Raw genomic sequence first — 21,179 nt, 5'->3', positions numbered from 1 at the left:
CAGACAATTATTACACGTATGAAGTTAGATATATTAGTACTTGCCGTTCACCCGGACGATGCAGAATTAGGCTGCTCTGGAACAATAGCAAAACACATTGCCCTTGGTAAAAAAGTAGGAATTGTTGATTTTACCAGAGGTGAACTTGGAACCAGAGGCTCCGCAGAAATCAGAGATGAGGAAGCCGCAGACTCAGCGGAGATTCTAGGCCTCCATGCCCGTGAAAACCTTCGTTTCAGAGATGGTTTCTTTACCAATGACGAAGAACATCGACTGGCCATCATCAGAATGATCCGTAAATATAAGCCAGAGATAATTTTAACCAATGCCCTCCACGATAGGCACCCAGATCATGGCCGTGCGGGTGATTTGAGTAATGATGCCTGTTTTCTATCCGGTTTACCAAAGATCCATACCGAAATTGATGGGATAGCCCAGGAAGCATGGAGACCAAGATTGGTGCTGCAATACATTCAGGACCGGTACATTGAGCCTGATATTATTATTGACATTACGCCTTTTATTCAAATCAAAATTGATGCTATCAAAGCATTTAAAACGCAGTTTTTTAATCCGGACCATGAAGAACAGCAAACTTATATTTCCTCACCAGAGTTTTTCGACAGTGTAATAGGACGTGCCCGTGAGTTCGGTAAATCTATCGGAGCCACTTATGGAGAAGGTTTTACCTCCCGTAAATTGCTTGGTGTAAACAACCTATTTGATTTAAGCTAAGGCTTAAAGGAAGCTGCAGTTGCTTCAGCTGGCGCAGCAGGCTGATCAAAAACTAACAAAATCGCCTTTTTGCTGTTTTTAATAGAAACAGCAAAATATGGCGAATATCTTCTCTTCCCTTAAAAATGCCTACACGCTTTTCAAAAGTGTAGATTTTCAGAAACTGGAGGCACTCTCCAAAAAAGTCGACCTGACAAAAATTGTAGATTCTGTAGCCAATCTTGATGAAACGCAATTGCAGGGCTTGATGAAAATGATCGGGACACCACATAAACATCGGGAACTTCCACCTATCGAAGGGGATTTTTACCACCTTGGTGATGAAGCTTTAAAAGCGGAAGACCGTGCCTTGCAGCTAAAAGTAAGAGATTTTCTGGAGCGGGAAGTGAAACCTGTAGTGAATAAATACTGGCTGAAGGCAGAATTTCCTTTTGAACTGATTCCTGGAATTGCAGCACTCAACATCTGCGGCCTGACCTATAAAGGTTACGGCTGTCCGAATAAATCGAATTTAATGGAGGGGATTCTAGCGATGGAATTGGCTAGGGTAGATACCTCTATGTCCACTTTTTTTGGCGTACAAAGCGGACTTGCAATGGGGTCGATCTACTTGCTGGGATCAGAAGCCCAGCGGGAAGAATGGCTGCCTGGAATGCAGCAAATGAAAACTATTGGTGCTTTCGGATTAACAGAACCAGAGGTGGGATCCGGAGTAGCAGGGGGCTTAACCACTACAGCAAAGCGTCAGGGGAGTAAATGGATCTTAAACGGACAGAAGAAGTGGATTGGCAATGCGCCTTTTTCTGATGTCACCATCATCTGGGCCAGAGACCTGGACGATCAGGAGGTGAAGGGCTTTCTCGTTAGAAAAGGTACCAAAGGCTTTGCGGTAGAGAAAATGATGGACAAAATGGCCCTCAGGATCGTACAAAATGGTTTGATCACGCTAAGCAACTGTGAAGTAGATGAGGTAGATCGCCTTCAAAATGCCAATTCTTTTAAAGATACAGCTAAAGTATTAAAAATGACCAGGGCAGGAGTGGCATGGCAGGCCGTAGGATGCGCCCGGGGAGCCTATGAAAGTGCCTTACACTATACCAGAACCAGGAAACAGTTTGGTAAACCTATTGCTTCTTTTCAATTGATTCAAAACCATCTGGTAGAAATGCTGTCCAACTTAACAGCGATGCAAACCCTTTGTTTCCGGCTGTCGCAGCTACAGGATCAAAACCTATTAACCGACGAACATGCTTCTTTAGCGAAGGTGTTTTGTTCTATGCGAACCAGAGATGTGGTGAGCAGAGCAAGGGAAGTGATGGGCGGAAATGGGATTTTACTGGAGTATGATGTAGCGCGTTTCGTTGCAGATGCCGAAGCGATTTATTCTTACGAAGGAACCAAAGAAATCAATACTTTAATCGTAGGCAGGGCGATTACCGGCTTTTCTGCCTTTGTGTAAACCTTTTTAAATCCAGACAGCTTAAAGAATGACCTAAAAGGAGGTGGATTTAAAGGGATATTTGGTTAAGCTTGTATTGCCCATTGCACTTTTTTCATAAAGGGCAATACAAGCACCATTATAAGAAGGATCAAAGTTTATTTTTCCCGGGCTCAACTGAGTCGGTACGGCTGTGCCTTTTAGAAAGAAGTAAACCTTAGTATTTCCGCCTTTATGATGGGGTTTAAAATTACCATAAGTTTCCATTTCAGACCAGACCGTGTCTTTCAGGGTTACCGTAAACACGTATTGTATGGGACCGGTATTGTTTTCATTCCGGTAATGTGCTACCTCGGTAAACTCTCCTTTCAGATCGTCAATCCCTGGCTGGGTAAAGGTGCCCTTCATCATCCATCCCACTAACACTAAAATCAGTACACTCAGAAAAATATTAAACTTTTTATTGCGCATTATAAAGTTGGTAAAATTTTATTCATGACCTCCATTCCTTCATCGATGTGCTTTTTCTCTATGCAAAGCGCTGGTCTGAAACGGATGGACTGGTTTCCACAGCCTAAAAACATCACATTGTTTTCCATTCCTTTTTGGACGAAAGCATTGCGCATTTCTTTGCTTGGGAAATCAAAAGCACAAAGTAAGCCTTTTCCTCTTACATTGGTCACCTTATCATATTTTTGGGCAAATTGAGCGAGGTTTTCCTGTAAATACTGACCAACAACGGTGGCATTATGACAAAGCTGATCTTCTTCAACGATTTGCAGGATCTGAGTAGAACGCACCATGTCTACCAGATTACCACCCCAGGTGGAGTTGATCCTCGAGGGTACATGGAACACATTGTTCTCTATCTGATCTACTTTATTGCCTACCAAAATTCCACAGATCTGCATTTTTTTACCGAAGACAAGGATATCCGGACGTGCCTTTTCACTAAAATGCTGGTGACACCAGAATTTACCGGTTAGGCCTACACCTGTTTGTACCTCATCATAAATCAAAAAGGCATCATTTTCATCGGCAAGGGTTTTCAATTGAATCAAAAACTCTTCCCGCAAATGATTGTCGCCACCCTCAGATTGAATCGGTTCCACGATGATGGCACAGATCTCATCTTTATTCTCTGCAAAAGCTTGCTTAATCTGGGCAATGGAAGCTTCTTCTGTCGAAATTGCTTTCTCCAGGTTTTCATCCTGCAAAGGGAATTTGACGGTAGGTACAGCAACTCTTGGCCAGTCAAACTTTGCAAACCATTTGGTTTTGTCTGGCAGCGTATTGGTTAAACTCAGCGTATAACCCGTCCGGCCATGAAAGGCTTTCTCAAAATGGAGTACTTTAAACCCTTTCTCTTCTTTATACCCTTTGGCAAAGTTCTTTTGAACTTTCCAGTCCATCGCTACTTTTATTGCATTTTCTACCGCTAAGCCACCACCGGCAATGAAAAAAGCATGAGGAAGATAGGAAGGAATACCAATTTTTGAGAATGTAGCCACAAATTGCGCATAATGCTGGGTGTAAACATCAGAGTTCGAAGGGTTTGCTAAAGCAGCCAACAACAGGTTTTCCAGAAACACTTCATCATTGACCATTTTAGGATGGTTATAACCCAAAGGAACGGATGCAAAACAAGTAAAGAAATCTAATAATTTCCGATTGTATTTTGAATCGTAGATATAAGATCCATGGCTTTTTTCCATATCATAGGTGAGGTCCAAACCATCCGCTAAAATATGTTTGCTTAAAGTCTCTTTTACCTGACCTGGGCTTACCGTAAGTTCATACATAAATTCTATATTTTGGTGTAATCAAATTTAACAAAATGAGCCAAAGAAACAAGTGCAGGGCGGTTTTTGATGCAAAAAGGTAAAATCATACTTTAAACTGTTTAAAGTATGATTTTGGTATGGATCGACTTTTGGTCTAGTAAAATTAAATAATTTTTGCAGGAGGAATTGGTCTTTTTTTACCTGGTTTCTAATCCTTTACCATTCATTATTCCCGGCATACACTTTTCTACTCTTACCTCCCGGGTTTTAGCTTGCTTGGGCGCAGCAAAATAAAGCAGGTAGGCGCGCTGCCTTCCAGGAGTCAATGCTTTAAATGCCGTATTCAAAGCAGGTATTTCTGTTAATTTACGCTGGAACTCTTCCGCGATCGGGAATTCCGTAGTTTCTTTTAAATCTACTTTTAAGCCGGCTTTTTCTACTTCAATCGCTTCATGGATGTAAGCTTTTAAGATCGCTTTCTGCGTTATGATTTCCAGGACATTGGTAAAACGGATCTGACGTGCGGCCTGTACATTTTTTGTTTGCTGGATGAGCAGGCGATTGTCATTGTTTAAAAGGGCTCCTTTGAAAAACAAAAACGCACAATATTCTTTAAATACATGGATCAGTACGATATTTTTCCCCTGGAGACTGTAGCAGGGGCTACCCCATTTCAATTCTTCCTGGAGACCGCAATCAAGGGCGATCATTCTCAATTGCAGCAGTTCTTCGGACCATTTATTGGCTTTATTAAAATAAAAATCTACCTGAGGATTCATGCTGTTTTTTCTTTATTGCTGTAAATTTATGAACAAGAGGAGTAGGATTTAAACCCTTAATGAGCCACGGAATGCTCTTGCGGCATAATAAGACTGTGCGCCATTGTGGTACACAAAAACGGTATCGTAGCGGCGATCACCAAAGATAGCACCACCAAGCGCCCTGATGTTTGGCGGTGTTTGCAGCCAGCTCGAAGTTTTCAAATCGAAATTCCCGAGCTGCTGTAATTCGCGGTATTGTGCTTCCGTTAAAAGCTCAATGCCCATTGCCGCAGCCATATCCATCACATTGTTTTCTGGTTTATTTTCCTTTCTTGACGCTAATGCATCATGATCGTAGCAAAGACTTCTTCGGCCCTTAGGAGTTTCAGCAGCACAATCAAAAAAGAGGTACTCATCTGTCTTTGGATCATAGGCCACTACATCAGGTTCACCACCTGTGTTTTCCATTTCATCAAGTGACCATAGTTTTTCCGGACTGGCTTCCAGTTTTGCCTGTACTTTTGCCCATGCTATACCTTTATGGCGGTTCTTGTTTTTCTCAAAACGAACGCTCAATAGGTTCAATAGTTCTTCACGCTGCGTGATCGACAACTCTTTTTTATGGTTGCTCATACTTTTATAAATAGGTTAAATTAACTTTTCTATCCGCTTGTCTAAAGTACCAGGATACCACTGTGAGTATTAGCAATAACAGGGATGGCAGTATTTTCTGCAATGGATTTCCTGATGATAACTGTGAAAATATTGCTCCTGACATCGCAATGAAAAAACTGCATATGCCCATTCTTTTAACAAAGGGAATTTAGGAATAAGTACGGTGATTACACCCAAAATTTTCCAAATTCCCAATAAGGTTAGAAAGTATAAGGGATAGCCCAATTGTACCGCTCCGGTGGATGCCATGCCCAGCGCTAACCACAGCGTAGCAATCCAACGATCTCCTGTAATCGGTTATGTGCGAAATTTAGCCCTGGTGCAAAGCCTATTTTTAGCATCTGGTCTCTCATTGCGACTGATTTATAAACGATGTGCATGGTCAGTTTACTCTTGTCTTCCAAAAGTTTTTCAAATGATAAAAACTCCAGCTGAACCTCAAAAGGGCTGTTCTCCATTTCAAATGTCCGCGTGATTTTTTCATTTGGAATGACCTCATGAATCGTTCCATTGGCTTGAAATGCTATATTTCCTGAGGCATCGCTGGTTTCGAACCGATAACTCCCATGTTTTTTATGGTCCAGCTTCAGCACTTTCGTTCCCATCCATTGCGCCACAATTTCAGGTTCTGTATAAGCTTTGAAGAGTAAGGCTACTGGTAAATCAAACTCCCTGGTAATGACTAATTCCTGCTTGCCATCTTCGGCATGAACTTTGGTTTTCTGCTCCATGTTATTCGTTTTTATAGTTTTTCATAATGTTTTCCAATTTGTTGAACCGCTCTTCCCACATTTTGCGGAATGGCTCAATATAGTCGGCCACTTCTTTCATCTTTTCGGGATTAATATGGTAGTGAATTTCTCTGCCATTTTGCTCCTGTTTGAGCAATTCACAGGCTGTGAGTATTTGCAGATGCTTTGAAACTGTTGGTCTGGCGGTGTCAAAATTGGCAGCTATCGCCCCGGCACTCATAGATTGCGTGGCCAGTAATACCAATATGGCTCTCCGTGTTGGATCTGCTATGGCTTGAAATACATCTCTTCTTAAATTCATCGTGTAGCTATTTGACTACTAATTTAAGTGTAGTTATTTAACTACGCAAGAGTTTGGTGAATTTTATTTCAATTTTTCATGAATATGTGTTTGTCATACAGGTAGATAGTTATTTGTTGATTGAAATTATTTATAAACTATTCCCTCGGCTGCTTGTTTTTATTTCTAAGGTAACCAGTAGAACTGGGTTTTATAGTTCCTGGAAGCATGAAATGATAATCAAAATAGGAATGGCTATTGAAGGAAGAAAATTAACTGAGCAATTGTTGGATCAATCAAATAATAACCACTGAAGATGAGCCTTACCGAATACAAGAAGAAACGTTCATTTACCGATACTCCCGAACCTAAAGGAGGAAAAGGAACAGGGGAAAGCCTGCGTTTTGTGATCCAGAAGCATGATGCTTCCCATCTTCATTATGATTTTCGCTTAGAAATGGATGGGGTGCTGAAAAGCTGGGCCGTTCCAAAAGGCCCCTCTACCGATCCTGAAATTAAGCGTTTGGCGATGAGGGTAGAAGATCATCCTTATGATTACCGGAATTTCGAAGGCATCATTCCTAAAGGCCAGTATGGAGGTGGAACCGTGATCGTATGGGATGAAGGAACCTACGTGCCTTTTGAGCCGGAAACTGAAGATTTAAAAACGCAGGAAAAGCAGCTGCTCCATCAATTACACAGCGGAAAACTCAAATTTATACTCAGTGGCAAAAAGCTGAAAGGTGCTTTTGCACTGATAAAAGCTTATGGGAAAGGTGAGAACAGCTGGCTGCTGATGAAACTGGAAGATAAGTATGCGAAAACAAAGGACATACTTTTAAAGGATAAGTCGGTGATTTCCAGTAAAAGCATTGCACAAATGGAAAAGCAGCCTGATCGGGTATACGGGAAAACGAAACATCCGAAAGATAAACCTGCAGATCCTAAATCTGAAAAAATAAAGAAAGTCTTAAAAAATGAAGCCGGAAGCATCCAACCTGCCGGAAGAAAACTGCTCAGTTTAGTAAAAAAAGGGGTTAAAGCTCCTTTTTTTACTAAGCTGGAGCCGATGCTGGCCACATTGGTAGAGGAGGCTTTTGATGAACCCGGCTGGCTTTATGAAATTAAATGGGACGGTTATCGCGTCCTCGCTTTTATGCAGGGCGGAAATGTTGAATTAAAATCCCGGAATGATAAACCTTATAATGAGAGATTTTACCCTATTTATGAGGCATTAAAAGCCTGGGGCATCAACGCGGTGCTGGATGGAGAAGTGGTGGTGTTAAATGAAAAAGGAAGCGCGAATTTTGGGGCACTGCAAAATTGGCGTGGCGAAGCGGATGGAGCGTTAAGGTATTATGTTTTTGACTTGCTATGGTATGATGGTTATGATTTAAGGGATTTACCCTTAAGAGATCGGAAAGCAATCCTTGCAGCGCTCATTCCTACTTCATCGCCTATTTTACTCAGTAAAGATTTTCAAACTTCAGGCATTGATTTTTTAGAGGCAGCTAAGCGTGCCGGACTGGAGGGCATTATGGCAAAACGAATGGATAGCAAGTACCATACTGGAAATCGTACGTCGGATTGGTTAAAGATTAAAGCCAATCATCGACAAGAGGTCGTCATTGGTGGTTACACTAGAAATGAAGGCAGTCCGAAACCCTTTAGTTCTCTGTTGGTTGGGGTATTTGAAAAAGGAAAGTTGAACTATACCGGAAAGATAGGTACAGGTTTTAGCATAAAAGCTCAAAAAGAAATGTTGGCGCAGTTTGAACCCTTAATCGTATCGGAAAGCCCTTTTAGGGCCAAGCCTGATGTCAATAAAACCAACCCTTTTCGCCATGCGTCATTAAATGCTGTTGCTACCTGGTTAAAGCCAGAGCTGATTTGTGAGGTCAGTTTTGCTGAAATGACAGCTGATGGGTTAATGAGGCACCCTTCTTTTGAAGGAATGCGCTCCGACAAAGATCCTGAAGAGGTATTGCTGGAGGAGGCAGCGGATACGGACAAAGTGATATCTAAAAACACGATGGAAGCAACGAAGAAAAATGTAAGCAAAAAGACGGGTAAGGAAAAAAGCGAAGTTAGGAGCAGAGCAGCCCGTAAAGGATCAGAGGAAACTGCCTTTTTAGCTCCTGAAGAGGAAACACAGGTAAAAAAAATAAATGGGCAATCCCTAAAATTCACAAACCTCAGTAAAATATATTGGCCTGTAGAAAAGGTGACTAAGCGGGATATGATCAATTATTACCATCAAATCGCTCCATTTATATTGCCTTATCTGCTGGACCGGCCGCAATCTTTAAATCGGTATCCGAATGGGATTACCGGAGGGAGTTTTTACCAGAAAGATGTGACAGGAAAAGTCCCGGAATGGATAAAGACTTATTTATACCATGCGGAAGGGGATGATACGGACAAACATTTTTTAGTAGGGAAGGATGAGGCAACTTTATTATATATGGCGAGTTTAGGGTGTATTGAATTACATCCCTGGAGCAGTACGATTCATAAACCGGATCATCCAACCTGGTGTATCATAGATCTTGACCCCGGAAAAAATTCCTTTGAGCAGGTAATTGAAGCTGCACAGGTCACTAAAGAGGTATTGGATGGGATGGGAGTGCCTTCTTACTGTAAAACTAGCGGATCTACTGGTTTACACATTTATATCCCGATGGCGAATAAATATACTTATGAACAGAGTAAAGAATTTGCGAGAATCATCGTTACACTGGTGAACCGGGAGTTGCCAAAATTTACCAGTCTGGAGCGGGTTGTGGCAAAGCGGAGGGGAAAAATGTACCTGGATTTTTTGCAAAACAGGCCACAGGCAACCATTGCAGCACCCTATTCCCTTCGTCCGAAACCTGGAGCAACCGTGTCTATGCCTTTACATTGGGAGGAGGTGAAAAATGGGTTGCAAATGAAAGATTTTACCATTTTTAATGCAGTAAGCAGAGCGAATGAAATGGGAGATATCTTCAGCCCGGTCTTGGGAAAAGGAATCGACCTGTTGGCTGTAATTAAAAACAATAAAAGCGAAGACCTGTTATTGGAGTAATTGTAGCAGCCGGTTTTTAATTGATTTTTTAAATAGAAAATTAGCAAGATGGGAAAGGTAGAAGAACCATGGGAACCCTTTGATATTCAGGTATTGATAGAAGGGCAATGGGAAAGGTTATTAGTGATTCCCGATCGGGAAGAGCCAAAATATGAATTGTTTGATCAGCAAACCTCAGTTGGGCAGGTATGGCCGGAGCAAACTGCCCAGGGCAGGGTTTGGTGTGCCGAAGGTTTGATTGCGAAAGAATTGGTGGATCAGGCCGGAGAACAAATTGATCAGTATTATTTAAATAAACCCGAATAAAATGAGGTCTATCTGGAAAGGTGCTATCGGATTTGGTCTGGTAAATATCCCAGTGAAATTATTCTCAGGCGTACAAAGCAGTACGCTGGATTTAGATATGCTGGACGAAAGAGACCATGCCAATATCAAGTTTAAGAGAGTAAATGAAAAAACGCAGAAGGAGGTTCCTTTCGATCATATCGTGAAAGGCTATTACCTGAAAGACCAATATATTGTGTTGAATGAGCATGATTTTGAAGAGGTGAAACCGGAAAAAACGAAGGTCATAGAAATTGAAAATTTTGTTGATCTGGTTGATATTAATCCGGTGTATTATGAAACTTCCTATTATACTCAGCCTGAAGCTCAAGGGAAAAAGGCTTATGCTTTGCTTTTACAGGCGCTGATGAAGTCAAAGAAGGCTGGAGTTGCACGTTTTGTATTGCGTAACCATGAAAATCTTTGTGTCATTCATCCAATGGATGGGATCATCGTCATTACAAAGATTCGTTTTCAGGAAGAAATTAGGGATACCAGGGAATTCAGGTTAAAAGAAGAGCCTGTGATCAAGCCCAAAGAATTGTCTGTAGGAATGGCCTTGATTAAGCAGTATGCTGCCCCTTTTAATATCGACAGTTTTAAAAATGACTATTCAAAAGAGTTGTTAAAGATCATAAAAGCAAAAGCCCAGGGCAAAAGAGCAACGGTTAAAAAGATGAAACCTAAAAAAGCAAGCAGCGACGATTTATATGAGCAATTGCTGGAAAGTTTGAAAGGAGCCTGATTTTTTTTCTTAAAATCTCACCAAGTACAAGCGAAAATATATATTTTAAACCATAGGTCTTCAGTGTTTTACCTGAAAACAGCTGGCCGGCCTTTAATTAAAATTTAACGCTTGGCTCATGTTGAAGAAAACGTTGACTGCATTGTTCCTGATGTTCATTTCCATTGCTCAGGGGCAGGAAATTTCGATTAATTCGTCCTTATTGACTGGTTCCTGGGCTGCGAACTGGATTACACATCCAGCGGCTGCCCAAAGAGCATACGGTGTTTATCATTTTCGCAAGCACTTTGAGTTGAGCCAGCTGCCCGCCTCTTTTATCGTGCAGGTGAGCGCGGATAACCGGTACCGTTTATTTGTCAATGGTGCTGCGGTGTGCAGCGGCCCGGCGAGAGGTGATTTATTCAACTGGTATTTTGAAACAATAGACCTCGCTCCTTATTTAAAAGTGGGGAAAAATACGATTGCCGCCCTGGTATGGAATATGGGAGAACTTGCGCCTGTAGCGCAAATCTCCAATCAGACTGGCTTTCTTTTGCAGGGAAACACCGCAAAAGAGGCGATTGTCAATACAAACTCTTCCTGGCTGGTCCTTCAAAATAAAGCCTATTCTCCCACTTCGCTGGACAATAGAGAACGGTTACAGGCTTATATGGTAGTTGGACCCGGAGATCAGGTGGATGGAAAGCAATATCCATGGGGCTGGGAGAAAAACAGTTATGATGACCAGGCATGGCTGGCGGCAAAGCCGATCAGCGATAGTGTGCCTATCGGCTATGGAACAGATAATTTATGGACTATGGCACCAAGAACTATTCCTTTGTTTAAAGAAAGTATGACCCGGTTTCCGAGTATCCGTAGAACGAATGGAATCTCAGTTCCTGATGGGTTTTTATCAGGAAAGATGCCTTTTCTGATACCCGCACATCAATCTTTGAAGGTGTTATTTGACCATCAGGTGGCCTGTGTGGCTTATCCGGAATTATTGCTGAGTGCTGGTAAAGGAGCAAAGATAAAGTTGACTTATGCCGAAGCGCTATTCGATCAGGATCGTCAAAAGGGAAACCGGAACGAGATAGAAGGAAAGGTGATTTTGGGCAATTATGATGTGTTTATTGCCGATGGAGGTCAGGAACGGCTTTTCAGGCCGTTGTGGTGGAGGGCTTACCGTTATGTAGAAATGGAGATCAGCACCAGGGATGAGCCCTTATTAGTCCATGATTTCTACGGCCAAAGCACAGGGTATCCACTCACACTAAAAGCAAGTTTCGAAAGCAGTGATCCCTCCCTGAAAAAAATCTGGGAAACAGGCTGGCGTACCGCAGCGCTCTGTGCAGGAGAGTTGTATTATGATACGCCCTATTATGAACAATTACAATATACCGGAGATTCCAGAATTCAGGCATTGATATCTTTATATCTTTCTGGTGACGACCGGTTAATGCGAAAAGCCATTACCGATTTTTACCATTCCAGAACGCCCGAAGGACTCACTCAAGGGAGGTATCCGAGTAATCGCTTGCAAATTATACCTACTTTTTCCTTGTTTTGGGTCTCCATGGTTCATGATTACTGGATGCATAGAAAAGATGATGCTTTTGTAAAACAGTTTCTACCGGCAATAGCAGAAATCATGAGCTGGTACGAAAACCGGATTCAAAAAGATAAGGGGATGCTGGGGCCAATGAAATGGTGGAACTTCGTAGATTGGGATAATTTTAACGATTGGGGAGTGGCGCCTGGGGCGGAGCAAGGAAATTCTTCGATAATTTCCCTGCAATGTGCCTACACCATGAAGCAAGCGGCTACGCTATTTAATGCTTTTGGTAAAAAAGACGATGCTGAGGCTTTATTTGCTGCTGCAAATGAACTGAATTACGGTACCTATCAGCGCTGCTTCAATGCGGAGAAAGGTTTGATTGCGGATACGCCAGAAAAACTTTCTTATAGTCAGCATGCCGGAATATGGGCAGTTTTAAGTGGTGCTGTGCGGCAGGACGCTGCCAGAAACCTGATGTCTAAGTTACTCCATACTTCAGGTATTGGTCAGGTTACTTTCTTTTACCGGTTTTACCTCGTACAAGCAATGAAAAGAGCTGGAATGGCCAATCAATATATGGAACAGCTCGGACCCTGGCGTCATATGCTGGATATGGGTTTAACCACTTTCGCAGAGAAACCAGAGCCTACGAGATCGGATTGTCATGCCTGGAGCGCCAGTCCGAATTATGATTTTCTAGCCACCATCTGCGGAATCATGCCTGCGGCACCAGGGTTTAGAAAAGTGAATATCGCGCCGGCATTGGGCTCATTGAGCTGGATAAAAGCCAGTATGCCGCATCCCAATGGGATGATCTACCTGGAACTGCAAAAGACGCAGCAGGGAAAGGGGATTAAGGGAAAGATCGAATTACCGGAGAAACTCAGTGGTACTTTTTATTGGGAAGGGATGGAAATAGAGCTCCATGAGGGGAAACAGGTAATTCAACTCTAAAAAACTAGATTTTAAAATTTCTTCCAAAATCTGACTGCTGATAGATCGCTCTTGCTTGTTGTTGGTGATCAGTTTTTATAGCGACAGGTGTTTAATCTTAAGTTAAGCTGTTGTTTTGATTTTAATCCAATATTAAATGTGGTTTTGCTGATTTTTATCGGACTTTTCGCCTTAAATAGCATAGGTGATTTTGTGGTTAAGTTCGCTATCTGTTTTGATATTGTTTTGCTGCTGTTTTGCTATTCTTTTTCTTCTATACTGTGCCAGTAAAACAACAGCAGGTGAGTAGTAAAGAAAATACAGTTAAATAATTGAATTATATATGGTTTATAACTTAATTACATCTACTTTTAGGTAGTTATTTTATCATTTAAATTATAATTATGGGACGTGTAACAGGAGGTGTTTTTGGCACTTTTATTGGAAAAGTAGGAGGCGTTGTCGGATACGTTAGGTTGGGAAAACCTTGGGTACGGAATGTACCTAAAAAATCGAAGAAACCGAGGACTGCAGGGCAGTTGCTGGTTAATCGCAGATTTCAGATCGCAAGGGCATTCATTTCCCATACCAGGGAATTTGTCAATGTGGGCTATAAGGGCGCGGCATTGGGAACAGGAAAAACAGCACAAAATGTAGCCAGTTCATGGAACACCAGACAGGCTTTGGTTGGAGTGGCTCCTGATTTCAAGCTGGATTATAGCCGGGTATTGCTGAGTAAGGGAAATCTGCCACAGGCTATTCAGCCGAAAGTTGAATATCTGCCATCAAATTTGATATTCGAATGGACTGTAGATCCAGCTATGGAATCTCGTTTTAAAAGAGATCAGGTGATGATGCTGGCTTATCATCCTGAATGGGGGAAAAGTTTTCATGTTTTAAGTGGAAACCGAAGAACGACTGGGACAGATGAACTGTCTTTAAAAGGCATGCCTGCATTTAAGGCAATCCATCCGGAGAATGATTTTGTCGAAACTTACATAGCGTTCATCTCTGATGATAGAATGTCTGTATCAGACAGCCAGTATACTGGTAAAGTCTACCTGCAACAGCCTTTGATTTAGCCGTTTTCAGTTTAATCATGAGGTTTAAATACAAAGTCTATTAAAAAAGTAGACTTGTCTTGTTATTTTCCAAATATCTATATATTTGGAAAATAACATTTATTATAGGATATAATCTATAAGAAAATGAACCCAGCAAACTACAACAAAGGCCAAGCCGGAAGACATCGCTTAATATAAAGAAACTTATAAGCTGGACTGGGACCTTTTAAGGAATAGATTTTATCCTATTTAAAGGAATTTGTCTTTCATGCCGAGGATACCCATCAATCCTCCAGTATGGATGGCCATAATTTTCTCCTCTTCTCTAAAGTGATTTTTTTTGGAAAGGTCATCAATGGCATACATCATTTTAGCAGTGTAGACAGGATCAATTAATATGCCCTGACTGCTCACAAAGTTTTTCATGAAATCTATGAGTTCAGGTTTCGTTTTGGCATATCCTCCAAAATGGTAGTCTGTATGCAAGGTCAATTGATTGGTGTGCCCCAGGTAATTGAAAATCTCCTCCCCAATGAATTCGCCTCCTTTCAGTGCGGGTACTACATGAAGTGTTGTTTTTAAGCCTCGATCATGGATCCCTTTCAGCAATCCTGCTGCGGTAGTTCCGGTTCCTGCAGCACAGAAGATATGGTCGATATCGGTAGGAAGTTCTGCTATGATCTCTGCACAGCCAGTTATAGCCTCCATACTTGCCCCTCCTTCATCAATGAAAAGGGCATGGGGATCATTGCTAAAATGTTGTTCAAACAAGGAGTATTTGTCTTTATAACTGGTTCTGTCTACAAATTGGAGGGTCATCCCAAAAAGCTGGCATAACATTAACATTTCATTTTTTACGGTTTCGCCTCGGACAAAAGCTGTAGATTTTAGCCCTGCTCTGGATGCAGCAGCAGCTGTTGCGAGCAGATGATTAGAATAAGCACCACCAAAAGTGACGAGGTGGTGCTTATTTTCTGTCTGGGCTTTCGATAATAAATACTTTAGTTTACGCCATTTATTCCCTGAAATATAGGGGTCAATCAAATCATCTCTTTTAATCCAGAGTTGCTGAAGGATTGGATGTTTTAATTGCTGAACGGGGCTATAGATATCTGTAAACATGTTTACAAAGATATAAGCCTTTTTTTAAGCGAATGGTTATGGCTTAAAATAGATCTTTCTTAACAAGTAAGGAAAGAAGTTAAGAATGATCTTAACATTTTGAGTAAAGTTTTTCATAGTACTGGAGTTAAAGTTAATAACCTGGTTTATAACAAGTTTATTGGCTGTTTTGTGTTTGTAAACACGTTTAAAACAGTAAAAATTTGCCGCGGGTAATTGCTATGCCTGTTATCAAAAAGCAGACCAAATTATTTTTTTTCAATTATGTAATTGTTAAAGATTAGTTTTGCAGTAGGGAACCATAGTTAAAGAAGGCTTTCCAAATCACAAACAGACATAGATTTCATGGAAAATAGCAGCGAGGTGCAGGAATTAGAAGAGCAGGATTTATACGAACATTTTAATATTGTTGTTGATAAAGGACAGTCCTTATTAAGGGTAGATAAGTTTTTAATGGGGCGTATGGAAAATGCTTCCCGTAACCGTATTCAGAACGCTATTGAGGCTGGAAATGTGTTGGTTAACAAAGCTACAGTTAAGGCGAGTTACAAGGTGAAACCGGAAGATGAGATTTCTATCGTGTTCCCTCATCCGCCAAGAGATACGGAAGTTTATCCTGAAAATATCCCATTGGATATTGTTTATGAAGACAATGATTTGTTGGTGGTAAATAAACCTGCTGGAATGGTGGTACACCCAGGATTTAATAATTACACCGGCACATTAGTGAATGCTTTAGCCTACCATTTTGAAAATTTACCGCAATTACCGGGAAATGAAGGTAGACCTGGCCTGGTGCACCGTATTGACAAGGACACTTCCGGACTGTTGCTGATCAGCAAAAACGAAATCACCATGACTAAATTGGCGAAACAGTTTTTTGACCACAGCATCACACGTAAATATATCGCATTGGCATGGGGTGATATTGAGGAAAATGGTACCGTTACGGGATATATCGGGCGTAGTTTGAAGAATAGAATTGTGATGGATGTTTATGATGATGAAGAAAAAGGTAAGTGGTCTGTAACACATTATTCGGTTTTGGAACGTTTAGGTTATGTAACCTTAATTAGTTGTCAGCTGGAAACTGGCCGTACACACCAAATCAGAGCACACATGCAGCACATCGGACATCCTTTATTTAATGACGCCAATTATGGTGGTGATAAAATTGTAAAAGGAACGACTTTCAATAAATACAAACAGTTTGTACAGAATTGCTTTAACATGATCCCTCGTCAGGCTTTACATGCACAGACTTTAGGTTTCATACATCCTACCACTAAGGAGTATATGGAATTTGAGGCACCTCTGCCAGCTGATTTTGATTCGGTATTGAACAAATGGAGAAACTATATCGTGGAGCCTTCGTAAATGCAGCAAGAATATATTTTACATAATGGCGAGTTCGTGGCGGCAAACCACCCTGTGATTGGGGTGGAAAACCGGGCGTTCAGATATGGTGATGGCCTGTTTGAATCTATGCGTATGAACAATGGGAAGCTTAAATTTGCAGAGCTGCATGCTGATCGCTTAAAGGCGGGTATGAAGGCTTTAAAGATGGACGGGGCCGACCTGATGGATGAATATTTTTTGAAGCAGAAAACCGCGGAACTCTGTAAAAGGAATAAACTGAAGGATAATGTACGTTTTCGATTGTCAGTATACAGAGCTGGCGCTGGTTTATACACGCCAGACAGCAATAAATCCGGTTATGTGCTGGAAGCCACTGCGCTCCCTCAAAGTACCTATGAACTCAATAAGAAAGGATTAATTGTGGATGTTTATGATGAAATCACCAAACCTATAAATAAGCTTTCTAACTATAAAACCACCAATTCCCTGTTATTTGTGATGGCTGGTTTGTATAAGAAACAATATAACCTGGATGAGGCTTTCATTTTAAATCAACAAGGTTTTCTTTGTGAAAGCATCAGTTCGAATATTTTTGTGGTGTATGATAAGCAGATTTATACCCCTGCATTGTCGGAAGGCTGTATTGCCGGCGTGATGCGCAGCGTAGTGATGGGAATGGCTAAAAGCAACAATATCCCATTAACCGAGGCTCAGATTAATCCGGAAGTGCTGAAAGAGGCTGAAGAAGTCTTCATCACCAATGCAACCGGAGGTATCAGATGGGTAATGGGATATGGCAGGAAACGTTATTTTAATGAAATCTCCAAGCACCTGAGTGCGCGTTTGAATGAAATGTAAAAGGAAAGCGTAAGGGGTTTACAAACGCATTCCCCTTAAAAATTCTTCTACTGTCATTCTCTTTTTGCCTTCATATTGAAGATCTGTAAGTTTAATATAGCCGTCTTTGGCGGCAAATTTTAAATAGGTCTTCCCATCTGACAGGAATTGTCCTACAGGAATATCTGGTGTTTCATTTTCAAGTTCCGCTTTGAATACTTTCAATGTTTTTTCACCGAGTTTGGTAAATGCTGTAGGATAAGGACTCAGTCCGCGGATCAAATTGTAAACCGTCTTTGCAGGCTGATCCCAGTTGATCATGCAAAATTCTTTAAATATTTTTGGTGCATGTTTCAGCGAATCGCTTTGAACTTGCGGTTGTTCTGTATAATTTCCTTCTTCAATTGCTTTTACTGTCTTTACCAACAAGCCTGCGCCTACGTGCATGAGCTGATCATGAAGTTCTCCGGCAGTTTCATCCTCGCCAATGGTAACGCGCTCAGAGAAGATCGTATCGCCTGTGTCGATTTCATGTTTCAGGAAAAAGGTAGTAACGCCACTCTCTTTCTCGCCATTGATAATGGCATGATTGATCGGAGCCGCACCACGATATTGCGGCAATAAAGAGGCATGAAGGTTAATGGTTCCCTTTGCAGGCATATTCCATACGATTTCTGGTAACATACGAAAAGCGACCACCACTTGTAAATCGGCTTTTAAAGCCTGTAATTCCTGAATAAATTCCGGGTCTTTCAGCTTTAAAGGTTGTAATACTTTTAATCCTTTGGCTACAGCGTATTGTTTTACGGCACTTTCCTGAAGTTTCTGACCTCTTCCGGCAGGTTTGTCGGCGGCAGTAACTACCCCCACTACGTTAAATCCTGCTTCTACTAAAGCATTTAAAGAAGCTACGGCAAAATCGGGCGTACCCATAAAAACTAATCTCATTGTCCATTGTTTTAGAGGACAAAAATAACAAATAATCTTAGGCTTATTTTATTCAATTGTATGGTTGAGACTCTGGAAGAATTAAAATCAAGCGGTTTGGTATACGTAACAGACGCTAAACCTGGGATATACAGGGAAGGAAAACCCGGTAATTTTCATTATGTAGATAAAGATGGAAAGCGGATTACGGCCTTGCCGGACCTGGAAAGGATTCAGCAATTGGTGCTGCCTCCGGCATGGACATCGGTTTGGATCTCTCCACGTAAGAATGGGTATTTACAAGCTACAGGTATAGACCAGGCAGGTAGGAAGCAGTATCGCTACCATGCGGAATGGACTTCCAGGCGATCAGATCGCAAGTATTTCAGGTTGCTGGATTTTGGAAAAGCATTGCCTGCTGCCCGGAAAAAGATCAGCAGGGATTTGAAACGCAAAGAACTTGACGAAAGAAAGGTGCTGGCGATTTGTGTGCAGCTGATGCAAAAAACGCTGATTCGTGTTGGAAATGCCGCTTATCAGCAGCTGTATGGCAGTTATGGCCTCAGTACTTTGAAGAATAAACATGTAAAGATCAATGGAAACCGATTGATGCTGAGTTTTATAGGTAAAAAAGGAGTGCAGCAGGAATTGACTTTAACGGATAAAACATTAGCCAGGATGGTGCAGAAATGTAAGGAAATCCCTGGTCAGGATTTGTTCCAATATTATACAGCAGGGAAGGAACGGCAGGCGATCGACTCTGGGAAGGTAAATAATTACATCAAAGAAATCACCGGAGATGATTTTACGGCTAAGGATTTCCGTACCTGGGGAGGAACATTGGAGGCGATGCGTCAGCTGGCAATTTGCTGTGCCGATGACCTGGCTTCAGAAAAGCCTAAAAAGAAAATTATTTTGGAAGTGCTGGATTGTGTCGCTGCAAAGCTTGGAAATACAAGGGCCGTCTGTAAAAGTGCTTATGTTTACCCACTTTTACTGGAAGCTTTCGAAAATGAGCAGCTCGGAAAATATTTGAAAAAGATGAAGGCAGCTCAGTTGGATACTGCTGGGGGCCTGGAATTACAGGAAAAGGTATTGATGCAGTTTCTGAAAGCGATGAAAAAGAAACAGGCCCTGAATTGATCAGGGCCTGTATTGGTATAGATAATTATCTTGTTTATGATTCTTTTGGTGCTTTTTTGACCGAATGAACAGGCTGCTCGCTTTCTTCTCTCTGTTGAGCAGGGTTTTTAAAATGAGCTTCTTCTTGATGATAATCTTTGTCTTCCGGCTTTTTTACTGCTTTATTGCCTTCCGGCACCTTATCTTTTGGAACTTCTTCCTGATAATTACTACTGGGTTTATCGCTTTTCTTTTTCGCTTCGCTGTTCATCATCTGGTTGTTTTTGTATTTGTTAAGGATATAACAAATACTTCTTACGCATTGTTTTATAGCGCGTTAAACCAGGTTCCCAGCTGGCCCGGATTTCCTTTTCGGATTTTCCGGCAATGATTTGTAACCTCAGACTGCTATCACCGGCCAGTTTGTCAAAATTATTCATTTGATTGCTCAGCTTGTAATTGAAGAAATCGGCTTTATTCGGATAAGCCTGATAGAGTTCGATCAGCCAATTTAAGTTTAAGGCTTTATCCTGGCGTATTTTTTCCGTGTCATAGTTTCTGAGGTCCAGTCCATAGCATACTTTATTGACATGTAATGGTGTTTCGGCCATCCCTTTGATGCTTTTTGGGGTAAAACTAAAGCTGTATTTACCTTTTAATGCTGGAGCGCCAAGGATGGTAAAAGGAAATAAAGTGCCGCGGCCATGATTCAAATAGGTGCCTTCAAATAGGCAAGTGGTAGGGTATAGCAGAATAGACTGTGCCGTATTTAGGTTTGGTGATGGTTTTACCGGCAGTTCATAAGGGAGGTCATGGTTGTAATTGGCCACCTTAATAATTTTGATTTTACATTTCAGCTTGTTCTTTAACCAGCCTTCTCCGTTCAGCATCTGCGCATATTCGCCAACGGTTAGTCCGTGAACAATTGGAATGGGTTGTAAGCCAATTCCTGAGGCCAGTTTCGGATCAAGGATAGGGCCATCAATGTAAAAGCCATTGGGATTTGGACGATCCAGGATCAGTACTTCTTTATTTTGTGCGGCACAGGCTTCCATCACGTGCTGCAGGGTATTTATGTAAGTATAAAAACGAACGCCTACATCCTGAATGTCAAAAACCATAACGTCTACATCTGCCAGTTCTTCTTTAGTAGGCGTGAGGTGTTTTCCATATAAAGAAACTGCTGGAATGCCAGTTTTGGTATCTATAGCGTCATTTACATGGATGCCGGCACTGGCATTCCCTCTAAAACCGTGTTCCGGTCCGAATATTTTTACAATGTTTACACCTAGCTTCAGTAGACTGTCTACACTGGTTTCTTTGCCAATAATAGAGGTGGGGTTAACCACCATGCCTACACGTTTACCTTTCAGGTAAGGCAGGTACTGTTCTGTTTGCTCTGCTCCGGTGCGAATCTCATGATCTTGAACCTTGGTTTTATTCCGCGGTTTTTCCAAAGCTTTCTTTTCTGTTGCTTTAACAGCAGTAGGAGGAGTACTATGGCCCGCTGCACAGGCGGATAAATGCAGGCTAAGACCTGTAAGTAAAAGTAAAAAGGAACGGGATCTTTTCATTCAGGAAATTATTTGGTGATCATTTGTTATAGAAGGATAAAGATAGGAAAATTGGAATAGGTTGAGAAGAGGATGAAATCTAAAGCTGCCTAGGTAGCATATAAGTAGAGAATTAAAGATGTTTTTATGTTTACATATCTTGA

Annotated in this window: 21 protein-coding genes; 10 read left to right on the top strand and 11 right to left on the bottom strand. The window is 41.4% G+C overall.

Annotated elements, in window-relative coordinates:
• Nucleotides 1-18: 18 nt before the first annotated feature.
• Together bshB1 and K7X70_RS21780 are read left to right on the top strand one after the other, a co-directional pair.
• The gene (bshB1, locus tag K7X70_RS21785) at nt 19-735 is read left to right on the top strand and encodes a bacillithiol biosynthesis deacetylase BshB1 (protein ID WP_222539024.1); all 717 of its coding nucleotides are present in this window, start codon (nt 19-21) and stop codon (nt 733-735) included.
• A 97-nt stretch (nt 736-832) separates the two neighbouring features.
• Entirely contained in the window at nt 833-2,194 is a 1,362-nt protein-coding gene (locus K7X70_RS21780) for an acyl-CoA dehydrogenase family protein (RefSeq protein WP_222539023.1), read from the top strand.
• Between the two features lie 33 nt (nt 2,195-2,227).
• Here K7X70_RS21780 and K7X70_RS21775 read toward each other — a convergent pair whose 3' ends face one another.
• The 7 genes from K7X70_RS21775 to K7X70_RS21745 all read right to left on the bottom strand — a co-directional run bounded on the left by K7X70_RS21775 (nt 2,228) and on the right by K7X70_RS21745 (nt 6,446).
• Nucleotides 2,228-2,644 (bottom strand): hypothetical protein, encoded by a 417-nt coding sequence (locus K7X70_RS21775; RefSeq protein ID WP_222539022.1) that lies wholly within the window; start codon nt 2,642-2,644, stop codon nt 2,228-2,230.
• Nucleotides 2,644-3,975 carry an L-lysine 6-transaminase gene (gene lat, locus K7X70_RS21770; RefSeq protein WP_222539021.1) on the bottom strand — a complete coding sequence of 444 codons (1,332 nt, stop codon included), beginning with the start codon at nt 3,973-3,975 and terminating at the stop codon, nt 2,644-2,646. The genes K7X70_RS21775 and lat overlap by 1 nt, the downstream gene beginning before the upstream one ends.
• 179 nt (nt 3,976-4,154) lie before the next feature.
• On the bottom strand, nt 4,155-4,736 hold the full coding sequence (locus K7X70_RS21765; RefSeq protein WP_222539020.1) for a YdeI/OmpD-associated family protein: 582 nt from the start codon (nt 4,734-4,736) through the stop codon (nt 4,155-4,157).
• 48 nt (nt 4,737-4,784) lie between these two features.
• Complete coding sequence (locus K7X70_RS21760; protein ID WP_222539019.1) at nt 4,785-5,351, bottom strand: DUF4256 domain-containing protein; 567 nt, start codon at nt 5,349-5,351, stop codon at nt 4,785-4,787.
• Between the two features lie 69 nt (nt 5,352-5,420).
• The gene (locus K7X70_RS21755) at nt 5,421-5,642 is read right to left on the bottom strand and encodes a DoxX family protein (protein WP_255607552.1); all 222 of its coding nucleotides are present in this window, start codon (nt 5,640-5,642) and stop codon (nt 5,421-5,423) included.
• A gap of 8 nt (nt 5,643-5,650) precedes the next feature.
• Nucleotides 5,651-6,124 (bottom strand): SRPBCC domain-containing protein, encoded by a 474-nt coding sequence (locus K7X70_RS21750; protein ID WP_222539018.1) that lies wholly within the window; start codon nt 6,122-6,124, stop codon nt 5,651-5,653.
• A gap of 1 nt (nt 6,125) precedes the next feature.
• Nucleotides 6,126-6,446 (bottom strand): ArsR/SmtB family transcription factor, encoded by a 321-nt coding sequence (locus K7X70_RS21745; RefSeq protein WP_222539017.1) that lies wholly within the window; start codon nt 6,444-6,446, stop codon nt 6,126-6,128.
• A gap of 295 nt (nt 6,447-6,741) precedes the next feature.
• On the opposite strand from K7X70_RS21745, the gene ligD reads away from it, so the two are divergent.
• The 5 genes from ligD to K7X70_RS21720 all read left to right on the top strand — a co-directional run bounded on the left by ligD (nt 6,742) and on the right by K7X70_RS21720 (nt 14,113).
• Nucleotides 6,742-9,492, top strand: a complete 2,751-nt coding sequence (ligD, locus tag K7X70_RS21740; protein ID WP_222539016.1) for a DNA ligase D — start codon at nt 6,742-6,744, stop codon at nt 9,490-9,492.
• 48 nt (nt 9,493-9,540) lie between these two features.
• Nucleotides 9,541-9,798, top strand: a complete 258-nt coding sequence (locus tag K7X70_RS21735) for a hypothetical protein (protein ID WP_222539015.1) — start codon at nt 9,541-9,543, stop codon at nt 9,796-9,798.
• Nucleotide 9,799: 1 nt separating this feature from the next.
• On the top strand, nt 9,800-10,561 hold the full coding sequence (ku, locus tag K7X70_RS21730; RefSeq protein ID WP_222539014.1) for a non-homologous end joining protein Ku: 762 nt from the start codon (nt 9,800-9,802) through the stop codon (nt 10,559-10,561).
• Nucleotides 10,562-10,679: 118 nt separating this feature from the next.
• Entirely contained in the window at nt 10,680-13,052 is a 2,373-nt protein-coding gene (locus tag K7X70_RS21725; RefSeq protein ID WP_222539013.1) for an alpha-L-rhamnosidase-related protein, read from the top strand.
• Between the two features lie 383 nt (nt 13,053-13,435).
• Nucleotides 13,436-14,113: a DUF6266 family protein gene (locus K7X70_RS21720; RefSeq protein ID WP_222539012.1), complete on the top strand. Its 678-nt coding sequence runs from the start codon at nt 13,436-13,438 to the stop codon at nt 14,111-14,113.
• A gap of 231 nt (nt 14,114-14,344) precedes the next feature.
• Here K7X70_RS21720 and K7X70_RS21715 read toward each other — a convergent pair whose 3' ends face one another.
• The gene (locus tag K7X70_RS21715) at nt 14,345-15,217 is read right to left on the bottom strand and encodes a 1-aminocyclopropane-1-carboxylate deaminase/D-cysteine desulfhydrase (protein ID WP_222539011.1); all 873 of its coding nucleotides are present in this window, start codon (nt 15,215-15,217) and stop codon (nt 14,345-14,347) included.
• A gap of 345 nt (nt 15,218-15,562) precedes the next feature.
• Between K7X70_RS21715 and K7X70_RS21710 the strand changes: the two genes are divergently transcribed.
• Both K7X70_RS21710 and K7X70_RS21705 read left to right on the top strand, forming a co-directional pair.
• Nucleotides 15,563-16,594, top strand: a complete 1,032-nt coding sequence (locus K7X70_RS21710; protein WP_187664920.1) for an RluA family pseudouridine synthase — start codon at nt 15,563-15,565, stop codon at nt 16,592-16,594.
• Entirely contained in the window at nt 16,595-17,434 is an 840-nt protein-coding gene (locus tag K7X70_RS21705; protein WP_222539010.1) for an aminotransferase class IV, read from the top strand.
• Between the two features lie 18 nt (nt 17,435-17,452).
• Here K7X70_RS21705 and fmt read toward each other — a convergent pair whose 3' ends face one another.
• Nucleotides 17,453-18,361 carry a methionyl-tRNA formyltransferase gene (gene fmt, locus K7X70_RS21700; RefSeq protein ID WP_222539009.1) on the bottom strand — a complete coding sequence of 303 codons (909 nt, stop codon included), beginning with the start codon at nt 18,359-18,361 and terminating at the stop codon, nt 17,453-17,455.
• A 60-nt stretch (nt 18,362-18,421) separates the two neighbouring features.
• On the opposite strand from fmt, the gene K7X70_RS21695 reads away from it, so the two are divergent.
• Nucleotides 18,422-19,483 carry a DNA topoisomerase IB gene (locus tag K7X70_RS21695; RefSeq protein WP_222539008.1) on the top strand — a complete coding sequence of 354 codons (1,062 nt, stop codon included), beginning with the start codon at nt 18,422-18,424 and terminating at the stop codon, nt 19,481-19,483.
• A gap of 34 nt (nt 19,484-19,517) precedes the next feature.
• Here the strand turns inward: K7X70_RS21695 and K7X70_RS21690 are convergent, their stop codons facing one another.
• Both K7X70_RS21690 and K7X70_RS21685 read right to left on the bottom strand, forming a co-directional pair.
• Nucleotides 19,518-19,736: a hypothetical protein gene (locus tag K7X70_RS21690; RefSeq protein ID WP_255607549.1), complete on the bottom strand. Its 219-nt coding sequence runs from the start codon at nt 19,734-19,736 to the stop codon at nt 19,518-19,520.
• Between the two features lie 19 nt (nt 19,737-19,755).
• Nucleotides 19,756-21,036 (bottom strand): exo-beta-N-acetylmuramidase NamZ family protein, encoded by a 1,281-nt coding sequence (locus tag K7X70_RS21685; protein ID WP_222539007.1) that lies wholly within the window; start codon nt 21,034-21,036, stop codon nt 19,756-19,758.
• Nucleotides 21,037-21,179 lie beyond the last annotated feature (143 nt).

Source organism: Pedobacter polysacchareus (genome assembly GCF_019802255.1).
Lineage (GTDB): Bacteria > Bacteroidota > Bacteroidia > Sphingobacteriales > Sphingobacteriaceae > Pedobacter > Pedobacter polysacchareus.
Note: the sequence above shows the minus strand (reverse complement) of the source record. Positions and strands in the feature narration are given on the sequence as shown.

Excerpts from the sequence above, each read along its gene's own strand:
- bshB1 (WP_222539024.1), top strand. The coding sequence starts at position 19 with ATGAAGTTAGATATATTAGTACTTGCCGTTCACCCGGACGATGCAGAA.
- K7X70_RS21780 (WP_222539023.1), top strand. The coding sequence starts at position 833 with ATGGCGAATATCTTCTCTTCCCTTAAAAATGCCTACACGCTTTTCAAA.
- K7X70_RS21775 (WP_222539022.1), bottom strand. The coding sequence starts at position 2,644 with ATGCGCAATAAAAAGTTTAATATTTTTCTGAGTGTACTGATTTTAGTG.
- lat (WP_222539021.1), bottom strand. The coding sequence starts at position 3,975 with ATGTATGAACTTACGGTAAGCCCAGGTCAGGTAAAAGAGACTTTAAGC.
- K7X70_RS21765 (WP_222539020.1), bottom strand. The coding sequence starts at position 4,736 with ATGAATCCTCAGGTAGATTTTTATTTTAATAAAGCCAATAAATGGTCC.
- K7X70_RS21760 (WP_222539019.1), bottom strand. The coding sequence starts at position 5,351 with ATGAGCAACCATAAAAAAGAGTTGTCGATCACGCAGCGTGAAGAACTA.
- K7X70_RS21755 (WP_255607552.1), bottom strand. The coding sequence starts at position 5,642 with ATGGCATCCACCGGAGCGGTACAATTGGGCTATCCCTTATACTTTCTA.
- K7X70_RS21750 (WP_222539018.1), bottom strand. The coding sequence starts at position 6,124 with ATGGAGCAGAAAACCAAAGTTCATGCCGAAGATGGCAAGCAGGAATTA.
- K7X70_RS21745 (WP_222539017.1), bottom strand. The coding sequence starts at position 6,446 with ATGAATTTAAGAAGAGATGTATTTCAAGCCATAGCAGATCCAACACGG.
- ligD (WP_222539016.1), top strand. The coding sequence starts at position 6,742 with ATGAGCCTTACCGAATACAAGAAGAAACGTTCATTTACCGATACTCCC.
- K7X70_RS21735 (WP_222539015.1), top strand. The coding sequence starts at position 9,541 with ATGGGAAAGGTAGAAGAACCATGGGAACCCTTTGATATTCAGGTATTG.
- ku (WP_222539014.1), top strand. The coding sequence starts at position 9,800 with ATGAGGTCTATCTGGAAAGGTGCTATCGGATTTGGTCTGGTAAATATC.
- K7X70_RS21725 (WP_222539013.1), top strand. The coding sequence starts at position 10,680 with ATGTTGAAGAAAACGTTGACTGCATTGTTCCTGATGTTCATTTCCATT.
- K7X70_RS21720 (WP_222539012.1), top strand. The coding sequence starts at position 13,436 with ATGGGACGTGTAACAGGAGGTGTTTTTGGCACTTTTATTGGAAAAGTA.
- K7X70_RS21715 (WP_222539011.1), bottom strand. The coding sequence starts at position 15,217 with ATGTTTACAGATATCTATAGCCCCGTTCAGCAATTAAAACATCCAATC.
- K7X70_RS21710 (WP_187664920.1), top strand. The coding sequence starts at position 15,563 with ATGGAAAATAGCAGCGAGGTGCAGGAATTAGAAGAGCAGGATTTATAC.
- K7X70_RS21705 (WP_222539010.1), top strand. The coding sequence starts at position 16,595 with ATGCAGCAAGAATATATTTTACATAATGGCGAGTTCGTGGCGGCAAAC.
- fmt (WP_222539009.1), bottom strand. The coding sequence starts at position 18,361 with ATGAGATTAGTTTTTATGGGTACGCCCGATTTTGCCGTAGCTTCTTTA.
- K7X70_RS21695 (WP_222539008.1), top strand. The coding sequence starts at position 18,422 with ATGGTTGAGACTCTGGAAGAATTAAAATCAAGCGGTTTGGTATACGTA.
- K7X70_RS21690 (WP_255607549.1), bottom strand. The coding sequence starts at position 19,736 with ATGATGAACAGCGAAGCGAAAAAGAAAAGCGATAAACCCAGTAGTAAT.
- K7X70_RS21685 (WP_222539007.1), bottom strand. The coding sequence starts at position 21,036 with ATGAAAAGATCCCGTTCCTTTTTACTTTTACTTACAGGTCTTAGCCTG.